The following is a 19,489-nucleotide window of genomic DNA, read 5'->3' as shown; positions in this document are numbered from 1 at the left end:
GGGGAAGGAATAAATAAAGATGACAGAGCATAAAATAGCGATTGCAATAGACGGACCGGCTGCAGCGGGAAAAAGTACGGTCGCAAAGATTGTCGCACATAAACTAGGCTATATTTATATTGATACTGGAGCTATGTATAGAGCACTTACGAGCAAGGCACTTGAATACCGTCTTGACCTCGATGATGAAAAACAGCTCGCTGAACTGCTGGACAAGACAGAGATCACGTTGGAGCAGGGTGAAACTGGGCAGCGCGTCTACTTGGATGGCATTGATACAACATGGGAGATTCGTACAGAAGAAGTGACGAATAACGTATCTAAGATTGCGAAATATCCTCTTATCCGTGAAGAAATGGTCAAGAGACAGCAGAAATTCGCTGAAAAACGCGGTGTCGTAATGGATGGAAGAGATATTGGCACTCGTGTTATCCCTGACGCTGAGGTTAAGATTTTTCTTATAGCAACAGTCGAGGAACGGGCGCGTCGCAGACATGAAGAGAATTTACTCAAAGGTTTTGAGTCAGATCTTGAAAAACTTCAAGAAGAGATTGCGCTGCGAGACAAACAGGATATGGAACGTGAAACGTCACCGCTTGTCAAAGCACCCGATGCAGTAGAGATTGATACGACATCATGTACAATCCACCAAGTTGCCGAATCCATACTGGCTGAGTGCAGTAAAGCACTGGAGCGTTCCGGCTCTCGTCAGGATTGAGGTGACATACATATGCTGTATGCTTTTGGACGCCTCCTAGTAAAAATAATTTTGACACCGCTTTTCAGAGTAAAAGTCATTGGGCTTCACAATGTACCGAAAAGTGGGCCGGTCATCGTCTGCGCAAACCATATTTCCAACTTTGACCCACCTGTCGTTGGTATGACAATGAAGAGACCAGTACATTACATGGCGAAAAGCGAACTTCTTGAAGCCCCTTTCTTGGGAGCTATACTGAAGAGAGTGAATGTATTTGCTGTCAAACGGGGTCTCAGTGATAGAAATGCCTTAAGAACAGCGCTAACAATCTTAAAGGAAAATAAGGTTTTGGGACTGTTTCCAGAGGGAACAAGAAGTAAAAATGGCGAACTAGGAAAAGCATTGGCTGGTGCTGGATTTTTTGCGCTTAAATCAGATGCTGTTGTAATTCCATGTGCTATTGTCGGTGAGTATAAGCCATTCAAAAGGGTTTTTGTCATATACGGAGAACCACTGGACATGGGAACCATCCGTGAAGAAAAACTTTCGGCTCAAGAAGCTGCCGATGCCATCATGGAAGAAATCCGCAAATTGCGCGATCTTCAGCATTCTGTATAATGTGCTTTGCTTGACAATTCGCTGTGAGTATTAGAAGTTATTAAAAGCAGTATAAGTTTTTGAGGAGGTCCATCAAATGACTGAATTTGCCAATTTTGAAGAAATCAAGCCGGGTGATATTGTAACCGGTACAGTAGTTAAGGTGGAAGACAAGCAAGTGCTTGTTGACATCAGCTACAAAACAGAAGGAATTGTGCCACTTATCGAACTATCTAATGTTCAAGTGGAAAATGCACATGAACTTGTGAATGAGGGCGACTCTTTGACACTTAAGGTGAAAAAGGTAGCAGACGAAGAGGTAATTCTTTCTAAAAAAGCGATGGATGCCGAAAAAGCCTGGGACGACATTCAAGAGAAATTTGACAACAATGTAGTATTTGAAACAACTGTTAAGGAAATCGTTAAAGGCGGTCTCGTTGCAGATGTAGGCTTGCGGGGCTTTATTCCGGCTTCTATGGTTGAAACACACTTCGTTGATGATTTCTCAGATTATAAAGGGAAAACGCTTTCCGTAAAAGTGATCGAGCTTGATCGTGAGAAGAATCGTATTATTCTTTCACATCGTGCTGTTGTAGAGGAAGAAAATGAACACAAAAAGGGCGAAGTGCTTCAGTCGCTTGAGCCAGGTCAAGTAATTGAAGGTACAGTTCAGCGTCTTACGAACTTTGGTGCCTTTGTAGATATCGGTGGCGTAGATGGTCTCGTTCACATTTCTCAACTCGCTCATGAGCATGTTGATAAAGCGAGCGATGTCGTCAAAGAAGGTGACAAAGTAAAGGTGGAAGTCCTTTCTGTAGACCTTGATAACGAGCGTATCTCACTTTCACGTAAAGCAGTTCTTCCAGGACCATGGGAGAACATTGGTGACAAAATCAAAAAAGGTGACGTAGTCGAAGGTACTGTGAAAAGACTTGCCGATTTTGGTGCATTTGTTGAAGTATTCCCTGGTGTTGAAGGTTTGGTACATATTTCTGAAATTGCCAACCGTCACATTGCTAAGCCAAGTGAAGTTCTTTCAACTGGACAGAAAGTCGATGTGAAAGTACTCGATGTCAATGAAGCAGAAGGTCGCATTTCCTTGAGTATTAAGGAATTGGAAGAGCCGACGGCGACTGATCATGATTATAGTGATTATGAGGATGACTCTGATCAAGGCAGTTTCTCACTCGGAGACTTCATTGGCGACAAGCTTGATAAATACAAATAAGTTTTTCCTGAAAAGCCTTCGGAAACGGGGGCTTTTTTTCGTGTAACGGGCAAGCTATGTAAAAATGATTGTGAAGCGATATAAGGTTTGCTAGAATGATTAAAGTTGTACAAGTCCTAAATGCTTTGCTTAAGTTTAGTTTCTAAAGTGAGCTGTAAGGACTTAGAGAGAGGATGTTCCTTGATGAGGAAACCGGTAGTAGCTATTGTCGGCAGACCGAACGTCGGCAAATCAACCATTTTCAACAGACTTGTTGGAGAAAGAATTTCTATAGTAGAAGATATTCCGGGAGTAACGAGAGACCGGATTTATGCTCAGGCCGAGTGGCTTGCCCACCAATTCGACCTGATTGATACAGGTGGAATCGAGATTGGTGATGAGCCACTTCTAAATCAAATGCGTCAACAGGCCGAAGTTGCAATCGATGAAGCGGACGTAATCATATTTATGATCAATGGCCGGGAAGGTGTAACGGCTGCGGATGAAGAAGTCGCAAAAATGCTTTTCAAGTCCAGTAAGCCAATTGTCCTTGCTGTAAATAAAATGGATAATCCTGAAATGAGAAATGAAGTATATGAATACTATTCACTTGGATTCGGCGAGCCGTTTCCAATTTCGGGTTCACACGGTCTTGGTCTTGGCGATATGCTGGACGAGGTTGTCGGCCATTTCCCTGTTTTTGAAACAAGGGATGATGACGAGGAGACGATCTATTTCAGCTTAATTGGCAGACCGAACGTTGGCAAATCATCTCTAGTCAATGCGCTTCTTAATGAAGAGCGAGTCATTGTGAGTGATATTGAAGGTACAACCCGCGACGCGATTGATACGCGTCTTATTAGAGATGGTCAGGAATACGTCATTACGGACACTGCTGGTATGCGTAAGCGTGGTAAAGTCTATGAAACAACAGAAAAATACAGTGTTATGCGAGCTTTAAAAGCGATTGATCGATCCGATGTTGTCCTTGTTTTGCTTGATGCAGAGACCGGCATCCGTGAACAGGATAAGAAGATTGCTGGCTATGCTCATGAAGCTGGGCGGGCAGTCATTATTGTTGTGAACAAATGGGATGCCGTTGAGCGTGATGAGAAGACAATGAAAGAGTTTGAAGAAAAAGTACGGGCACATTTCCAGTATCTCGATTATGCGCCGATTGTCTTTCTCTCTGCGAAAACGAAGAAAAGATTGCATACACTTCTTCCTGCAATTCGAACGGCAAGTGAGAATCATGCAAAACGTATTCAGACAAGCGTGCTAAATGATGTAATCATGGATGCATTGGCAGTCAATCCGACTCCAACCGTAAAAGGGAAAAGGCTTAAAGTTTTCTATGCGGCTCAAGTGGCAATCAAACCACCGAGTTTCGCTGTTTTTGTCAATGATCCTGAACTTATGCACTTCTCATACCAACGTTTCCTGGAGAACCGCATTAGGGAAGCGTTCAGTTTTACAGGTACGCCAATCAAAATCTTCGCCCGTAAGAGGCAGTAGGAGGACAGATCATGGCAAAAGTAGCTGTTTTGGGAGCAGGCAGCTGGGGCACAGCCCTCTCTATCGTGCTTGCTGACAATGGACATGACGTGCGTCTCTGGACGCATCGGGCCGAGCAGGCAGAAGAAATTAATGAAACTCACCGTAATAACAAATATCTTGATGCTGACCTTCCAGAAGGCATTAAGGCTTCTTCTGATTTAGAAGCTTCTGTTAAAGGTAGTGAGGCAGTCGTCTTTGTCGTACCGACGAAAGCAATCCGCGAAGTGGCAAAAAAAGTGGATCCATTCCTCGAAAAAGAGGCAATTGTCATTCATGCAACAAAAGGTATTGAACCGAAAACGATGAAGCGTGTATCGGAAATGCTTAATGAAGAGCTTGAGAACTATGAATATAAAGAAATTATTGTTCTTTCCGGACCAAGCCATGCAGAAGAAGTGGCACAACGGCAGCCGACAACCGTAACAGTTTCTTCCTTGCAGATTGAACATGCTGTTCGCGCTCAAAATCTCTTCTTCAATGAATCGTTCCGTGTTTATACGAGTAACGATATCGTTGGCATTGAGCTTGGTGGTGCACTTAAAAATATTATTGCACTTGGAGCAGGAGTTTCGGATGGCCTTGGCTATGGAGATAACGCAAAGGCGGCTCTTATTACGCGCGGTCTTGCTGAAATCGCCCGTCTTGGGACTTCATTGGGTGCCAACCCGCTCACCTTCCTTGGATTGCCCGGTGTGGGAGATTTGATTGTTACATGTACAAGTGTACATAGTAGAAATTGGCGAGCGGGCAATTTGCTTGGCAAGGGGGACAAACTCGAAGCAGTGCTAGAACAGATGGGCATGGTCGTAGAAGGTGTACGGACGACAGAAGCTGCTTATGAACTTGCACGCAGGCAAAATATTGAGATGCCCATTGTAGATGCCATTCATCAGCTCCTATTCGAAAAACGAGATGCTGCAGAAATCGTTCAGCAGCTCATGACACGGACAAAACGTGAAGAAATGGATGACTTTGCATCTATACTAAGAAAAGACCAAGGCAAGTAACATACGGGCGATCCCTTGCATACATTAAGTTGAATCAATATGCAGGGGGGAAGCCGCATGAATGAATTTCAGAAAGGCATGTTCGATAAGATTCAGAAGAAGGCAAATATTGACCCGAATGAAGTTTTTCAAGTTGCCAATTCTGTTAAAAACGCCGATTTTTCCGATGAAGCGACTGTACGTAATCTCGTGAGAAGACTTGCGACTCTCGCCAACAAGCCACTTTCAAAAGAGAAGGAAGACCAGCTTGTGCGTACAATCATTACGAATAAAATGCCAGCCGATTTTAATTCATTGTTCAAGAAATAGACTGCCGGGCGATAGCATATACGCCAGGTCCGTATGCGACATAGTATGGACTGTACACTATATCAGGTACTGCAGCTGGGGATTATTTAGTCAAACCGCATGGAGAAGCCCAATCCATGCGGTTTTCTTATTGTTGTGACTTTTTTGTATATTTCTTTATGCTATAATGGTGCTTAACCATTACTGTTGATTGGAGGGAGAGCGATTGTCCCAGTCCATGCTGAATATGTACATATCTTTTGGAGGAATGGCACTGCTTATCGTTGCTGCCGTACTGATTGAGTTAAGCCGCAGGAAATTGAAAGGAATCTTTTCTATACTGACAGCACTTATTGCCTATTTCTCCTTTTTTGCCGGTGGACTTATCATTCTCTATATTGTTTTTAGCGGACCTACGGGTTCTTAGCAGCAAGGAGACATATCATGAAGAAAATCATTCGTTTGTTAACCATTTGCCTCATTCCGCTCTTATTGACAGGTTGCCTGTATCCTGACAAGGAATTGGCCAAAAACAAAATACCACCCAAAGTGCAGCTTGAGAACGTACAGAACGCTGTGAACGCATACAGGGAGGAGACAAAGGGGCTTTTGCCGATTAAAACAAAGCCTGCTGATACTCCGATCTACGAGCAGCATCTTATCGACTTTCAGCCGCTTAAGGAGAGAGGTCTCATCGACCAGATTCCCGGAAGCGCTTTCGAGAATGGTGGCTTTTATCAATATGCCATTCTGGATCCTGACGAGAATCCTACTGTGAAGGTTATAGATTTACGGATGGCAGAAAAGCTGAGAACAGTTCAGGCGCGTCTGCAAACGTACAGACAGATTCATACATATCCGCCATTCGGTAAGCCAATATCAGGAACATTATATGAACTGGACTATAAGAAGTTGAAATTAAAACAGATGCCTACAGTGGAAAGCCCTTATTCTCATAAAAAATTGCCAATCATTATGGATATTGATGGTAATTTATATGTGGATTATCGAATTGATTTTTATGAATTAATAAAGGAAAAACCGGAAAAATCAAAAGATGCAACTGACCTGAGAGAGTTGCTTACAGCGCATTCTCCTGTATTGCCTGCATACTCTGTTCGAGCAATTGATGTCGACGGCGAACCTGAATACAAGACAGATAAATAGAAATAGAGCATATTTCTTACCCTTGCAGCCATATGATACTGCAAGGGTTATTTTTATGGCTTCATATTTTTTTGGAATAGACTGTTTCAAGCAATCATAGAATGGGATTGTCCAGATACAGACATTGCAGTTTCTACATCATAATTGGCAGCAAAATCAGGAGGGATCGGTTATGGAGAAAGTTGATATTTTCAAAGATATTTCGAAACGGACGAATGGTGACATCTACCTTGGTATCGTTGGTGCAGTGAGGACAGGAAAGTCGACATTTATTAAGAGATTTATGGAGCTTGTAGTTCTTCCGAATATGGAAGATGAGGGAGAACGCTCAAGAGCACATGATGAACTGCCACAGAGTGCTGCAGGCAAAACAATTATGACGACAGAACCTAAATTCGTACCAAATCAGGCCGTTTCATTGAATGTGGAAGAAGGGCTTGATGTCAATGTAAGGCTCGTCGATTGTGTTGGTTACGCAGTTAAAGGCGCTAAGGGCTTCGAAGATGAAAATGGACCTAGAATGATTCATACACCATGGTATGAGGAGCCGATTCCTTTCCACGATGCTGCAGAGATCGGCACGAGAAAAGTAATCCAAGAACATTCTACAATTGGTGTCGTCGTAACGACAGATGGAACAATTGGGGAGATTGATCGAGCTGACTATGTAGAAGCAGAAGCACGTATCGTTGAGGAGCTTAAAGAAGTAGGAAAGCCATTTATCATGGTCATCAATACAACAAGACCTAGCAGTCCTGAAACAGAGGCAATGAAACGGGAATTGGCAGAGGAATATAACATCCCTGTACTTGCTATGAGCGTAGAATCGATGACAGAACACGATATTTATAGTGTATTGAGAGAGGCACTATACGAATTCCCTGTACTTGAGGTAAATGTTAATTTGCCAAGCTGGGTAATGGTACTTGATGAGAGACACTGGTTGCGTGGAAGTTATGAGGAAGCAATCCAATCAACTGTGCAAAACATCAAGCGTCTGCGAGATGTTGATCAGATTGTCGGTGAGTTCACGGAATTCGAATACATTGAGAGAGCGAATATTGCCGGTATGGAAATGGGTGAAGGGATTGCAGAAATCGATTTGCATGCCCCGGACCAGCTATATGATCAAATCTTGAAAGAGATTGTGGGAGAAGAAGTAAGGGGCAAGGAGCATCTTCTTGAACTGATGCAGGACTTCTCACATGCAAAGAGAGAGTATGACCAGATTTCAGGTGCCTTGCAGATGGTAAAGCAGACAGGCTATGGTATTGCTGCTCCAGCAGTTCACGATATGCAGCTCGATGAACCTGAAATTATACGCCAAGGCTCTAGGTTCGGGGTCAGATTAAAAGCGGTCGCTCCTTCAATTCATATGATTAAAGTTGAAGTAGAGTCCGAATTTTCTCCAATCATTGGGACTGAGAAACAGAGTGAAGAGCTTGTGCGTTATTTGATGCAGGACTTTGAAGAAGATCCTCTATCAATTTGGGAGTCTGATATCTTTGGCCGCTCACTCAGTTCAATTGTACGTGAAGGCATCCAGGCAAAAATCTCTCTTATGCCAGAAAATGCACGCTACAAGTTGAAAGACACTTTAGAGAGAATTATTAATGAAGGTTCAGGCGGTCTGATCGCCATCATTTTATAGCAGCTTATCCAAGCTGCTATTATTTTTTTGCGTAATTTCAAAATAGTCAGCTACTTGCATGAAAATATTTACAAAAATTCAAGTCATACTAAGAAACATCCTTGTTTGATATAACTTTTATAATAAAAATGCCTATTTTCCGGGGATAATGATTGAATTTTTGTTTGAAGTCGGTTAGTATAATCGTTGTCATCCCTTGATACAGATGATTTTGTGCATAATTTTTTCGGAAATGATGAACAAATACGAGCAAGAAAAACTTGTTCTAATATGATTCATTTGTGAGGAGGTGAAGTCATGAATAAAACAGATTTGATCAATGCTGTTGCCGAAAAGAGCGAACTTTCTAAAAAGGATGCGACAAAGGCAGTTGATGCTGTATTTGATACAGTAGCTGAAGCTTTGAAGGATGGCGATAAAGTCCAGTTGATCGGCTTCGGTAACTTTGAAGTGCGCGAACGTTCTGCACGCAAAGGCCGCAATCCGCAAACTGGTGCTGAGATTGATATCCCTGCAAGCAAGGTTCCTGCATTCAAACCAGGTAAAGCCCTTAAAGATGCTGTTAACTAATTCATACATAGGGCTTCACTGAAAATCCAGGAGGGCGCATGAGCGTCCTCCTTTTCCATTTATTACATATATCTATTTGCTATATCCTGCGAATTGTTTGACACGCCAAGTGCTATAGTGGATATTAAATAAAGATGAATTAAAGATGAATTAGGATTGTGAGTTGCAAGTATCTCTGCTGAAGTTGTGGACGTTGCTTGCAACATACCTTGTAGAGAAATCCTCAATCATTGGAACGGGACATATTTGTGCAAGGAGGCGAGAATATGGAGCAGCCAGTTGGCAAAACTGATTTTATCGTAATCAAGGCACTGGAAGACGGTGTGAAGGTAATTGGTTTGACGAGAGGCACGGATACAAAATTTCATCATGCGGAAAAACTTGATTGCGGCGAGGTAATGGTTGCTCAGTTCACTGAGCATACTTCAGCGGTGAAGATCAGGGGGAAAGCTTTAATACAGACGGCAAACGGTACGATTGAGAGCGACAGTACCGAAAATTAAAGGCTGAATGGCAATATGGCTGACAAGGTCTAGACGGATAATAATGTCCAGAGTGAAATGCAGGTGATCAGAAAGTGTCTCAGGAAATTGGCATTTTAAAACATACAATAAAAAAACATATGGAGAACTATTACCTCGATCTTCATCTTGATCAACCACTTCTTTTTGAAGAGGGGCTTCGTGTGCTGTCTAAGGTTTTTGACAGCGCACCTGCATATAAAGAGGAAAAGATCGCATACATCATCCCAGCAATGCTTGTTCAGACAGCTTTGGATACACACGATTCTATTACTGTTCATAATGTAGAAAAAAAAGGAGAACAAGCCGCGAGAAGCACACAGCTTACAGTTCTTGCCGGAGACTATTACAGCGGGCTTTATTACCTGCTCCTCTCTCATTCCGGTGATATTTTATTTATCCGTCTTCTTGCAGATGCCATCAAGGAGATTAACGAACTAAAGATGGAGCTATATCATCGGCAAGTTGCCTCGTTTACTGAATTCGCTTCTTACTATGGCAAAATTGCCAGTCGTATCGTCATTCGTGTCGCAGCTTTCATAGGTATGGATGAACAACATTGCAGGCAAATTGAACACTATTTGGAGGCGACCTCCTATTTGGATGAAATAGCCGGGTCTTCTGATAGTGGTGAAGAAGCACTTTACAAACTATGGCTTTCTGGACGTTCGGATGTCTCAATTGCTTCTTACAGGAAAGGTAGAGAAGCACGCCTTGAAGACTTGCTTGGGGATTGGCGAGATGGCTGTTTACTGGCTGATTTGTATGAAGAGGCTGCTAAACGCTGGCAGAAGATGGAAGAAAAGAGGCAAGCATGGAAAGAAGGGTAAAGATTGAGAGAACAGTCGAAGTCAGAACGCGTACATGATGTTTTTGAATCAATTTATGGAAATTATGATTTTATGAATTCCGTAATTTCTTTCCAGCGTCATAAAGCATGGCGTAAAGATGTAATGGAACGAATGAACGTGCAGCCCGGTGCTCGATGTCTAGATCTTTGCTGTGGGACAGGAGACTGGACATTTGCTTTAGCGAAAGCAGCTGGCGCAAATGGCAAAGTGACAGGTCTTGATTTCAGTGCCAATATGCTTTCTGTTGCTGAAAAAAGAAAAAAGAAACTTCCGCCAAACGATATTGAATTTATTCAAGGCGACGCGATGGATCTGCCATTTGCCGATAGCACATTCGACTATGTAACAATCGGATTTGGTCTGAGAAACGTACCTAATTACGATAGAGTACTTCATGAGATGTACAGAGTTTTGAAACCGGGCGGGATGGCGGTTTGTTTGGAAACTTCCCAGCCAACCTTGCCAGTATTCCGTCAAGGTTACTATTTGTATTTCAAATACATTATGCCAATGTTTGGCAAGCTTCTAGTTAAAAGCTACGAGGAGTATGAGTGGCTTTACGAATCGGCTAAAGATTTTCCCGGCAAGAAAGAGCTTGAAAAGATGTTCCTGAATGCCGGTTTTGACCAGGTAGTCGTGAAGAGTTACACGGGAGGCGTGGCAGCGGCGCATATCGGGTTCAAGATTCTAAAACCGAAATCACGATAAAGGTGACAAGCATGAAATTAGCGAAGACTTACGGATATTTAAAAAAAGATTTGGACCTGATTGAAGAAACGCTACGAAATTCCGTGCAGGCGAATCAGCCGATACTGCGTCAGACTTCAGAGCAATTACTAAAAGCAGGAGGCAAGAGGATACGTCCTTTATTTGTGCTGCTCTCTGGAGCACTTGGGCCAGACAAGGGAAAAACGCCTCTTATTGACGCCGCTGTCTCAATTGAGCTGATTCATATGGCAACCCTTGTACATGATGATGTAATAGACAATGCTTGGCTAAGGCGTGGCAAACCTACAATCAGAGTGCACTATGATAACCGGACCTCTATGTATACAGGTGACTACATCCTTGCATGTGCACTGGAGAGCATTACTAATATCGAGAGCGCTGAAATCCACAGATTACTCTCAAATACAATTGTGGAAGTATGCAAGGGTGAGATTGAACAAATTCGCTACAAATTTGACTGGGAGCAGAATTTACGCATTTATTTACGTCGTATTCGCCGTAAAACGGCAATTCTTATTGCGACCTGCTGCAAAATGGGAGCATTGATTTCCGGACTGCCAGAAAAATCTGCTGTAAAGCTGTTCAAATATGGATATTATTTAGGCATGTCCTACCAGATTATTGACGATATACTTGATTTCACTGCTTCTGCAAAGCAGCTAGGCAAGCCTTCTGGAAATGATCTTTTGCAGGGGAACATTACGTTGCCTGTACTGGAAGCGATGAAGGATGCTGATTTTGCAAAGCTTGTTAAAGAAACAATTGAACGTGGAGCGTCGACGAAGGATGTTAGACGTCTCGTGGATTCTATGAAGCAGCTTGGGGCTATTGAAAGGTCATATGCGATGAGTAATCGCTACTTGCAAAAGGCACTGGATTCTTTGGACGGGTTTGAAGATTCAAAGGAAAAAAGAACACTTGTTGATATAGCGGCCTATATGGGAAAGCGAAGTTTTTAACCGAATTGAGTGAAAATGTCTATTGTCGCTGTTCAATTCCTATATCATTATGATAAAATGAGTGCATGGAATTTTTGCAAGTGGAAAAGCTATTGAAGATCCATGGCAATAACCCAGAATAATAAACATATACATAAGAGGTGTCATTCAAAATGGAAAAAACTTTCTTGATGGTAAAACCAGACGGTGTACAGCGTAATCTGACTGGTGAAATTGTACAGCGTTTTGAAAAAAAGGGTTTCAAACTTGTTGGTGCAAAATTGATGCAGATTTCTAACGAACTTGCTGAACAGCATTATGGTGAGCACAAAGAACGCCCATTCTTCGGCGAACTTGTTGATTTCATCACTTCTGGTCCTGTTTTTGCAATGGTATGGGAAGGCGAAGGCGTTATCCTTACTGCTCGTGAAATGATGGGTAAGACAAATCCTGCTGAAGCTGCTCCAGGAACTATCCGTGGTGACTTTGCTGTTACAGTTGGCAAGAACATTATTCACGGTTCTGATTCTGCAGAAAGCGCAGAAAGAGAAATTGGTCTTTTCTTCAACGAAAGCGAGCTCGTTTCTTACGATAAGCAAGATCGCGATTGGATCTACTAAGAATCATTGGACAACCTCCGTTTCTGACGGAGGTTGTCCAATGATTCACCTGAAAGAGGCGTATGCGAATGAGTGAAAACTATCCTGAATTTATAGGCAGGATCAAAAGAAAGCTCGGTATCGACCTTTCTCTTTATAAGGAAGCACAGATGAAGCGCCGCATCATTTCTCTCCGCAACAAACGAGGCTATAAGGATTTCAATACATATTATGAAGCGCTAAATAAAGACAGCGAGCTTCTCTCAGAATTTACAGATCGCCTGACGATTAACGTTTCCGAGTTCTTTCGGAATCCTCAGCGTTGGGAAGTCTTGAAGAACAAGGTTATTCCCTCTGTCAGTAAAGGAAAGACACGTTTGAACATATGGAGTGCTGCATGTTCCACTGGTGAGGAGCCTTATAGTCTCTCCATCTTGATGAAGGAATATTTCCCAGCATTAAAAGTGAATATCCTCGCTACTGATATAGATGAGAATATTCTGGCAAGGGCAAAGCAAGGTATTTACCAGAAGCAGTCACTAAAAGAGCTGCCTTCAGGTCTTGAGAAAAAGTACTTTGTTGAAAAGAATGGTCTTTTTGAGGTCAATCGCGATGTACGTCAGTTAATCGAGTTCAAGAAGCATAATCTGCTTGCTGACAGGTATCCCCGAGATCTTGATCTGATTGTATGCAGAAATGTCCTAATCTATTTTACAGATGAAGCAAAGTCTGTAATCTATCAGAATTTCAGCAATTCACTTAAACAGAACGGTATTCTGTTCGTAGGAAGCACTGAACAAATTTTCAGTGCAGAACAGTATGGCTTTTCGCTTTTTGATACGTTTTTTTATCAAAAGGCGTAATTCTATATAGTAAATTATTTGAAAAATTTTATTCTTTTAAATCTATTATACTATCAAAAGGAGACGGCATATGCGCTACTTGACAGCTGGAGAATCACATGGAAAACAGCTTACAACTATTATTGAAGGCGTACCGGCTAACATGCCGCTACTGCCCGATGACATAAATGAATCTACACTTCGCCGCCAGAAAGGACACGGCCGCGGAAGACGCATGAAAATCGAGAAGGATCTTATTGATATCAAGAGTGGAGTGCGTCATGGCTATACCCTTGGCTCGCCAATTGCTTTAGTAGTCAATAATGATGATTTTAAGCATTGGACAGATATCATGGGTGAAAACCCGATTGAAGATGATGAAGAGATCCGCCGAATTCTATCACGTCCACGTCCAGGTCATGCAGATTTGAATGGTGCCCTTAAATATGGACATCGCGACATGCGAAATGTATTGGAACGTTCTTCTGCTCGTGAAACAGCGGCACGTGTTGCGGCTGGTGCGGTAGCTAAGACAATGCTACGTCATCTTGGTATTGAGATTTGTGGCTATGTAAAAGAAATAGCTGGAATCCAGGCGAAGGAAATCGAAGGTCTTTCGATTAAGCAGAAGCAGGAAATTTCTGAAGAATCTCCTGTTCGTGTTCTGGATTCTGAAGTCGAGCAAAAGATGATGGACGCAATTGATCAAGCAAAAAAAGACGGAGATTCCATTGGGGGCGTATGTGAAGTCTATGTTGAAGGCATGCCTGCTGGAATCGGCTCCTATGTGCACTATGACCGTAAATTAGACGGTAAGGTAGCAGGCGCTGTGATGAGCATCAATGCTTTCAAAGGTGTTGAATTTGGAATAGGATTTGAGGCTGCACGACGCAATGGAAGTGAAGTACATGATGAAATCATCTGGAGTGAAGAGAACGGCTATTCCCGCAGAACAAATCGACTTGGAGGTTTTGAAGGTGGGATGACGACAGGAATGCCAATTGTCGTAAAAGGAGTCATGAAGCCAATTCCTACTTTATATAAGCCATTGAAAAGCGTTGACATTGAAACGAAGGAGCCATTCAACGCAGGTGTTGAAAGATCCGACTCATGTGCTGTACCTGCCGCTGCAGTCGTAATGGAGCACATTGTTGCTTTCGAGCTTGCTAACGCACTTACAGAGCAGTTCACAAGTGATCAGTTCCCACAATTGAAAAAAGCGCTTGATGATTACCGGGAAGAAATAAGGTGTTTCTGATTTGAAAGAAATCAAAGTTCAAACTAGTACACATCCATATAAAATTATGATTGGCGAGAAGTTACGATTCAACTTGTCTGAGGTTCTTAGTAAAAAATATGCCTCCGTCCTGATTATAACTGACAGCCATGTTAGTAAACTTTATCTGAAAGATGTGCAGAATAGCCTTGCGAATGAAAAAGTGTTCACTGCTGTTATTCCTGCTGGCGAACAGTCCAAGAGTATTGAACAGTTTTACGAGTTGCATACGAAAGCCATTGAAAATGGTTTGAATCGCAATTCCCTGATCATCGCCCTTGGCGGCGGGGTTGTAGGTGACCTCGCCGGCTTTGTTGCCGCAACTTATATGCGTGGAATTGATTACATACAAGTACCTACGACAATTCTTGCACATGACAGCAGCGTTGGTGGTAAAGTGGCGATCAACCATGCTCTAGGAAAAAATATGATTGGCAATTTCTATCCTCCTCGTGCAGTCATATATGATGTTGAGACTGTCCATACACTTTCTAAAGCAGAAATTCGCTCCGGATATGCTGAACTTGTCAAAGAGGCATTAATATCCGATGTAGCATTTTTCGAAGATATTATGGCTGCTTCACTTGATGAAATGAACAATGAGCGTCTCATCTCTCATCTACAGCAAGGTATTGAAGTAAAGGCACGAATCGTCGAGGAAGATGAAAAAGAATCGGGCGTGCGCAAATTCCTTAACTTCGGACATACTCTCGGTCATGCGATAGAAGCAGAACTCGGATATGGAAAAATGACGCATGGCGAGGCAATTGCAATCGGCATGCTTTTCGCACTAGGATTAAGTCAGAAATATTATGGAGTCAACTTGCCGCTTGAAGAATTGACTAGCTGGATGAAGGCTAATGCATATCCATCAAGTCTGCCACAATTGAACCCAAATGATCTGCTAGCGAAAATGGCTTCCGATAAGAAAGTATTGAATGATCGTATCCCAATGGTCTTGCTCAAGGAGATTGGCAAGCCGGAGACGGTGGAATTTACAAAAGAAGAGCTTCTTGAAGAGCTGAGCTCATTTCTTGGAAAGATGGTGAAAGCATGATGCGAGGCATCAGAGGAGCCACAACAGTAGAGGTAAATGAAAGTGGAATCATCCTGGAAGAGACGACACGTCTTTTTCAAGAGATTCTTTCCAGGAATAATATAGAGCCTGAATCCATTTCCCATGTTCTTGTATCAGCTACGAAGGATTTGGATACTGCTTTCCCAGCAAAGGCATTACGCAGTCTCCCTGGCTGTACACATGTGCCTGTTATGTGTATGCAGGAGATTGATGTTCCAGGTGCACTGGAGAAGTGCATTCGCATAATGATGGTAGCTGAAACGACAGCAAAACAACAGGACGTACAACATGTGTTTCTTAATGAAGCAATAAAATTGCGTCCCGATCTCGTGCAAGGTGAGTGAGGAGAAATGGAAGGAAAAGATATACTGAAAGAGTTGCGCCCTTACGAACAGGGGATGCAGACAGAAGAAGTGAAAAGAAAATATAATCTGGATCATATCGTAAAACTAGCGTCAAATGAGAACCCTTTTGGATTTTCTCCTAAGGTGAAATCTGTTTTGAAAGATGCTGACATTGATTTCAATATTTATCCCGACGGTCACGCAACAGAGTTAAGCTCAGCTCTTGCAATTCATCTCTCAATTGAAGAAGATGAGATTGCATTCAGCTCAGGGCTTGATGAAATGATTTTAATCATTTCACGCTGTTTCCTCGAGAAAGGCAAGAATACTGTAATGGCGGTACCGACATTCCCGCAATATAAACATCAGGCAAGAATCGAAGGTGCCGAAGCGCGTGAAGTACCCCTAAAGGAAACTGGTGATCATGACCTGGATGAAATGCTTGCACAAATTGATGAAGATACAGCAATTGTCTGGATTTGCTCTCCAAATAATCCAACAGGCTGTCCAATTACAGAAGAGCAACTGAACCGTTTCATGGATCAGTGTCCTAATAATGTACTCGTTGTGCTAGATGAAGCTTATTATGAGTTTGCAAGAAAGGAATCTGACTTGCATGCCTTGGACAAATTCCGCAAGTATCCTAATTTGCTCATTTTGCGAACATTTTCCAAAGCATACGGTCTTGCCGGATTGCGTATTGGCTATGCCATCGGCAATTCCAGCATTATTGGCAAATTAAATGTTGCGAGGGGACCTTTCAACACATCAAGTATTGCTCAAAAGGCTGCAGTTGCTGCCCTTGGGGATCAATCGTTTATTAACGAAGTTACAGTAAAAAATATTGAAATTCGTGAAGACTTTGCTGAATTTCTGAACAGTATTGGCTGGGAATGTTTTATTTCCGAAACGAATTTTCTATTGGTGAAGACACCGACTGATGATATAGAAGTCTTCCAAAAGCTTCTCGAACGGGGTTTCATTATCCGTCCAGGTTCCAAAGTGGGCTGGCCTCAGACAATACGTGTAACAATCGGTAAAGCAGATGACATGGAACTGATGAAGCAGGCGATTAGAGAAATAGATGCTGTATTCGCCAAGGTGGAAGAATGAGCAAAAAGGTCATACTTGTAGCAGGTCTTGGACTGATTGGTGGTTCACTTGCCAAAGGAATGGCGCTTGTCAATGAACACCATGTCATCGGTTACGATATTGATGAGCAGACTTTAGAGTTCGCATTGGAAAACGGGATTATTCATGAAATTACATCAAATTTTGTCGAAGCTGCACAAAGAGCTGAGATGATATTTCTTGCATCTCCTATCTCAGCAACCATTTCTCTTCTGCATGAACTTGACCGAATCACATTCGATCATGATGTTATCGTATCTGATGCGAGTTCTGTCAAAGGCGCTATATTAGACACAGCAAACAATTTGGAAAATGAACATCTAATTTTTGTCGGCGGTCATCCAATGGCAGGCTCTCATAAAAAAGGTGTTCAAGCAGCTAAAACGCATTTATTCGAAAATGCGATTTACGTTCTTACTCCAGGGCCGCGCTGCAAAGAGGAGCATATTGAAGAAATCAAGTCAGCGCTTGTCAACACACAAAGCCACTTCCTGACTCTGAATTCAGATGAACATGATGAGATGACTGGAATAATTTCGCATTTCCCTCATTTGCTTGCATCTTCGCTCGTTCAGCAGGCTAGCAAATGGCAAAGAAAGCACCCATATTTGCGTGATCTTGCCGCCGGTGGTTTTCGTGATATTACGCGTATTGCATCAAGTAATCCTTACTTATGGCAGGACATATTCCACCATAACCAGGAAAAACTGTTGCTTATGCTCGATAATTCAATTGAGGAAATGAATCATTTAAAGCAATTAATCGTCGAGAACAGGAAAGAAGAGATGATTTCGTATTTACAGGAAGCGAAGGATTACCGTGATGGACTTGGAACCAAGAAAAAAGGTGCTCTGCCTTCTTTCTTCGATATATATGTAGATATCAGAGACCAGACGGGAGCCATTGCGAAAGTTGTCCAGTTGCTTGCTGAACATGACATCAGCTTGCGCAACTTCAGAATACTTGAGATTCGTGAAGGCATCATGGGTGCATTGCGTATAAGTCTTGGTTCGTGGGAAGACCACAGCAAAGCATGTGAAATATTAAAGTCTAATGATTACGACATCATGGTTGAAATCTAAGCTGTTTATAAGAAAGGATGTTGGCAATGGGAGAATTGTCATTGGCGCCTGCCAAAAGACCTCTTAAAGGCAATATTGAAATTCCCGGAGACAAATCCATATCTCATAGATCTGTCATTTTCGGTTCACTCGCTAAAGGCACGACAAAAATAGAAAATTTCCTTGACGGTGAAGACTGTCTGCGCACCATTCATGCTTTTCAGGCAATGGGTGTGGAAATAGAGGTTGATGGCACGAACGTTGTAGTAAATAGTAAAGGGATTGACGGTCTGAATGAACCGCTCGTACCTCTTTATTTTGGAAATTCGGGCACTACTGCCCGGCTTATGCTAGGCGTTCTTGCTGGACTGCCTTTCTTCTCAATGGCATATGGTGATCCTTATCTGACAAAACGTCCAATGGACCGTGTCGTCAATCCGCTACGTCAGATGGGAGCGCAATTCGATGGCCGAGAAGGCGGCTCATATTTGCCAATCTCAATAAGAGGAAAACAACTTCACTCGATTACATATGAAATGCCTCTGAAAAGTGCTCAAGTAAAATCCGCTGTACTTTTGGCAGGATTATTGGCAGATGGAGAGACAACTGTCATCGAGAAAACACCGACAAGAGATCATACTGAGAATATGCTTCGGGCTTTTGGGGCAGATTTGACTGTTGCTGGAGAAGAAATCCGGATTACAAATAAATATCGTCTTGTAGCTACTGACGTAGTCGTCCCTGGGGATATTTCCTCGGCCGCCTTTTATTTAGCTGCTGCTGCAATTGTGCCGGGAAGTGAACTTACGCTTAAAAGAGTAGGTCTTAATAAGACTAGAACCGGAATTCTGGACGTCCTGGAACAGATGGGAGCAGACCTTTCAATTGACAACGTAAATGAAACTGGCGGTGAAAAGTTCGGTGACATTACAGTGCGCTACAGTAAATTGAAGGGCATTGTTATAGAAGGGGATATGATTCCTCGACTTATTGATGAGATACCGATTATAGCACTGATTGCAAGCCAGGCTGAAGGTGAGACTATCGTCCGTGATGCAGAAGAGCTCCGTGTCAAGGAAACAGACCGGATTGCAGCTGTTGAGGATGTTCTCGGTACACTAGGTGCATCGATTTCCCCAACTGAAGATGGAATGGCTATAAAAGGGGAGACACCACTTAAAGGTGGCTTAGTGAGAAGTTACCACGATCACCGAATTGCCATGATGGCGGCAATTGCTTCATTTGTTTCGGAAGGGGCAGTCGTTATTGATGACATCTCTTCAATACAAATATCATATCCGACATTTTTTGAACATTTCCATTCTATACAGGAATGAGAGCCATTTTGCTGCTCTCATTCTTTTTTTATCTGTTCAAG

22 protein-coding genes are annotated in these 19,489 nt (G+C 42.5%); all 22 read left to right on the top strand.

What is annotated here, in order from left to right; all coding sequences use genetic code 11:
- Nucleotides 1-19 precede the first annotated feature (19 nt).
- Complete coding sequence (cmk, locus tag QR721_RS07255; protein WP_348025523.1) at nt 20-718, top strand: (d)CMP kinase; 699 nt, start codon at nt 20-22, stop codon at nt 716-718.
- Between the two features lie 12 nt (nt 719-730).
- On the top strand, nt 731-1,315 hold the full coding sequence (locus QR721_RS07250) for a lysophospholipid acyltransferase family protein (protein WP_348025522.1): 585 nt from the start codon (nt 731-733) through the stop codon (nt 1,313-1,315).
- A 76-nt stretch (nt 1,316-1,391) separates the two neighbouring features.
- Nucleotides 1,392-2,522 carry a 30S ribosomal protein S1 gene (gene rpsA, locus QR721_RS07245; protein WP_348025521.1) on the top strand — a complete coding sequence of 377 codons (1,131 nt, stop codon included), beginning with the start codon at nt 1,392-1,394 and terminating at the stop codon, nt 2,520-2,522.
- Nucleotides 2,523-2,705: 183 nt separating this feature from the next.
- Nucleotides 2,706-4,016 (top strand): ribosome biogenesis GTPase Der, encoded by a 1,311-nt coding sequence (gene der, locus QR721_RS07240; protein WP_348025520.1) that lies wholly within the window; start codon nt 2,706-2,708, stop codon nt 4,014-4,016.
- Nucleotides 4,017-4,027: 11 nt separating this feature from the next.
- Nucleotides 4,028-5,065: an NAD(P)H-dependent glycerol-3-phosphate dehydrogenase gene (locus QR721_RS07235; protein WP_348025519.1), complete on the top strand. Its 1,038-nt coding sequence runs from the start codon at nt 4,028-4,030 to the stop codon at nt 5,063-5,065.
- 57 nt (nt 5,066-5,122) lie between these two features.
- Nucleotides 5,123-5,374 carry a stage VI sporulation protein F gene (locus tag QR721_RS07230; RefSeq protein ID WP_348025518.1) on the top strand — a complete coding sequence of 84 codons (252 nt, stop codon included), beginning with the start codon at nt 5,123-5,125 and terminating at the stop codon, nt 5,372-5,374.
- A gap of 205 nt (nt 5,375-5,579) precedes the next feature.
- The gene (locus QR721_RS07225) at nt 5,580-5,780 is read left to right on the top strand and encodes a DUF2768 domain-containing protein (protein WP_348025517.1); all 201 of its coding nucleotides are present in this window, start codon (nt 5,580-5,582) and stop codon (nt 5,778-5,780) included.
- 17 nt (nt 5,781-5,797) lie between these two features.
- Nucleotides 5,798-6,520, top strand: a complete 723-nt coding sequence (locus QR721_RS07220; RefSeq protein WP_348025516.1) for a hypothetical protein — start codon at nt 5,798-5,800, stop codon at nt 6,518-6,520.
- Nucleotides 6,521-6,692: 172 nt separating this feature from the next.
- A complete protein-coding gene (gene spoIVA, locus QR721_RS07215; RefSeq protein WP_348025515.1) occupies nt 6,693-8,171 on the top strand; it encodes a stage IV sporulation protein A in 1,479 nt (492 codons plus the stop codon).
- Nucleotides 8,172-8,468: 297 nt separating this feature from the next.
- On the top strand, nt 8,469-8,741 hold the full coding sequence (locus QR721_RS07210; protein WP_348025514.1) for an HU family DNA-binding protein: 273 nt from the start codon (nt 8,469-8,471) through the stop codon (nt 8,739-8,741).
- A 266-nt stretch (nt 8,742-9,007) separates the two neighbouring features.
- Nucleotides 9,008-9,244, top strand: coding sequence for a trp RNA-binding attenuation protein MtrB (gene mtrB / locus QR721_RS07205; protein ID WP_348025513.1), 237 nt, complete (start codon nt 9,008-9,010; stop codon nt 9,242-9,244).
- A 74-nt stretch (nt 9,245-9,318) separates the two neighbouring features.
- The gene (locus tag QR721_RS07200) at nt 9,319-10,092 is read left to right on the top strand and encodes a heptaprenyl diphosphate synthase component 1 (protein WP_348025512.1); all 774 of its coding nucleotides are present in this window, start codon (nt 9,319-9,321) and stop codon (nt 10,090-10,092) included.
- 3 nt (nt 10,093-10,095) lie between these two features.
- Nucleotides 10,096-10,821 carry a demethylmenaquinone methyltransferase gene (locus tag QR721_RS07195; RefSeq protein WP_348025511.1) on the top strand — a complete coding sequence of 242 codons (726 nt, stop codon included), beginning with the start codon at nt 10,096-10,098 and terminating at the stop codon, nt 10,819-10,821.
- A gap of 11 nt (nt 10,822-10,832) precedes the next feature.
- Nucleotides 10,833-11,801, top strand: coding sequence for a polyprenyl synthetase family protein (locus tag QR721_RS07190; protein WP_348025510.1), 969 nt, complete (start codon nt 10,833-10,835; stop codon nt 11,799-11,801).
- Between the two features lie 152 nt (nt 11,802-11,953).
- Entirely contained in the window at nt 11,954-12,400 is a 447-nt protein-coding gene (gene ndk / locus QR721_RS07185) for a nucleoside-diphosphate kinase (protein WP_348025509.1), read from the top strand.
- A gap of 68 nt (nt 12,401-12,468) precedes the next feature.
- Nucleotides 12,469-13,242 (top strand): CheR family methyltransferase, encoded by a 774-nt coding sequence (locus tag QR721_RS07180; protein ID WP_348025508.1) that lies wholly within the window; start codon nt 12,469-12,471, stop codon nt 13,240-13,242.
- A gap of 70 nt (nt 13,243-13,312) precedes the next feature.
- Nucleotides 13,313-14,479, top strand: a complete 1,167-nt coding sequence (gene aroC / locus QR721_RS07175) for a chorismate synthase (protein ID WP_348025507.1) — start codon at nt 13,313-13,315, stop codon at nt 14,477-14,479.
- Nucleotide 14,480: 1 nt separating this feature from the next.
- A complete protein-coding gene (aroB, locus tag QR721_RS07170; RefSeq protein WP_348025506.1) occupies nt 14,481-15,554 on the top strand; it encodes a 3-dehydroquinate synthase in 1,074 nt (357 codons plus the stop codon).
- Entirely contained in the window at nt 15,551-15,919 is a 369-nt protein-coding gene (gene aroH / locus QR721_RS07165) for a chorismate mutase (RefSeq protein WP_348025505.1), read from the top strand. The genes aroB and aroH overlap by 4 nt, the downstream gene beginning before the upstream one ends.
- A 6-nt stretch (nt 15,920-15,925) precedes the next feature.
- Nucleotides 15,926-17,032 (top strand): histidinol-phosphate transaminase, encoded by a 1,107-nt coding sequence (gene hisC, locus QR721_RS07160; protein WP_348025504.1) that lies wholly within the window; start codon nt 15,926-15,928, stop codon nt 17,030-17,032.
- A complete protein-coding gene (locus QR721_RS07155) occupies nt 17,029-18,132 on the top strand; it encodes a prephenate dehydrogenase (RefSeq protein WP_348025503.1) in 1,104 nt (367 codons plus the stop codon). Before hisC ends, QR721_RS07155 begins: the two co-directional genes overlap by 4 nt.
- Before the next feature lie 26 nt (nt 18,133-18,158).
- A complete protein-coding gene (aroA, locus tag QR721_RS07150; protein WP_348025502.1) occupies nt 18,159-19,448 on the top strand; it encodes a 3-phosphoshikimate 1-carboxyvinyltransferase in 1,290 nt (429 codons plus the stop codon).
- Nucleotides 19,449-19,489 lie beyond the last annotated feature (41 nt).

Source organism: Aciduricibacillus chroicocephali, from assembly GCF_030762805.1.
Taxonomy (GTDB): domain Bacteria; phylum Bacillota; class Bacilli; order Bacillales; family Amphibacillaceae; genus Aciduricibacillus; species Aciduricibacillus chroicocephali.
The sequence above is the reverse complement of the archived record's forward strand: the minus strand, read 5'-3'. Positions and strand labels throughout refer to the sequence as shown.

Bases quoted from the DNA above. Each gene is read 5' to 3' on its own strand.
- cmk (WP_348025523.1), top strand. From the start codon at position 20: ATGACAGAGCATAAAATAGCGATTGCAATAGACGGACCGGCTGCAGCG.
- QR721_RS07180 (WP_348025508.1), top strand. From the start codon at position 12,469: ATGAGTGAAAACTATCCTGAATTTATAGGCAGGATCAAAAGAAAGCTC.
- QR721_RS07210 (WP_348025514.1), top strand. From the start codon at position 8,469: ATGAATAAAACAGATTTGATCAATGCTGTTGCCGAAAAGAGCGAACTT.
- aroC (WP_348025507.1), top strand. From the start codon at position 13,313: ATGCGCTACTTGACAGCTGGAGAATCACATGGAAAACAGCTTACAACT.
- QR721_RS07235 (WP_348025519.1), top strand. From the start codon at position 4,028: ATGGCAAAAGTAGCTGTTTTGGGAGCAGGCAGCTGGGGCACAGCCCTC.
- mtrB (WP_348025513.1), top strand. From the start codon at position 9,008: ATGGAGCAGCCAGTTGGCAAAACTGATTTTATCGTAATCAAGGCACTG.
- aroA (WP_348025502.1), top strand. From the start codon at position 18,159: ATGGGAGAATTGTCATTGGCGCCTGCCAAAAGACCTCTTAAAGGCAAT.
- QR721_RS07220 (WP_348025516.1), top strand. From the start codon at position 5,798: ATGAAGAAAATCATTCGTTTGTTAACCATTTGCCTCATTCCGCTCTTA.
- der (WP_348025520.1), top strand. From the start codon at position 2,706: ATGAGGAAACCGGTAGTAGCTATTGTCGGCAGACCGAACGTCGGCAAA.
- QR721_RS07155 (WP_348025503.1), top strand. From the start codon at position 17,029: ATGAGCAAAAAGGTCATACTTGTAGCAGGTCTTGGACTGATTGGTGGT.
- QR721_RS07190 (WP_348025510.1), top strand. From the start codon at position 10,833: ATGAAATTAGCGAAGACTTACGGATATTTAAAAAAAGATTTGGACCTG.
- aroH (WP_348025505.1), top strand. From the start codon at position 15,551: ATGATGCGAGGCATCAGAGGAGCCACAACAGTAGAGGTAAATGAAAGT.
- spoIVA (WP_348025515.1), top strand. From the start codon at position 6,693: ATGGAGAAAGTTGATATTTTCAAAGATATTTCGAAACGGACGAATGGT.
- QR721_RS07230 (WP_348025518.1), top strand. From the start codon at position 5,123: ATGAATGAATTTCAGAAAGGCATGTTCGATAAGATTCAGAAGAAGGCA.
- QR721_RS07250 (WP_348025522.1), top strand. From the start codon at position 731: ATGCTGTATGCTTTTGGACGCCTCCTAGTAAAAATAATTTTGACACCG.
- hisC (WP_348025504.1), top strand. From the start codon at position 15,926: ATGGAAGGAAAAGATATACTGAAAGAGTTGCGCCCTTACGAACAGGGG.
- rpsA (WP_348025521.1), top strand. From the start codon at position 1,392: ATGACTGAATTTGCCAATTTTGAAGAAATCAAGCCGGGTGATATTGTA.
- ndk (WP_348025509.1), top strand. From the start codon at position 11,954: ATGGAAAAAACTTTCTTGATGGTAAAACCAGACGGTGTACAGCGTAAT.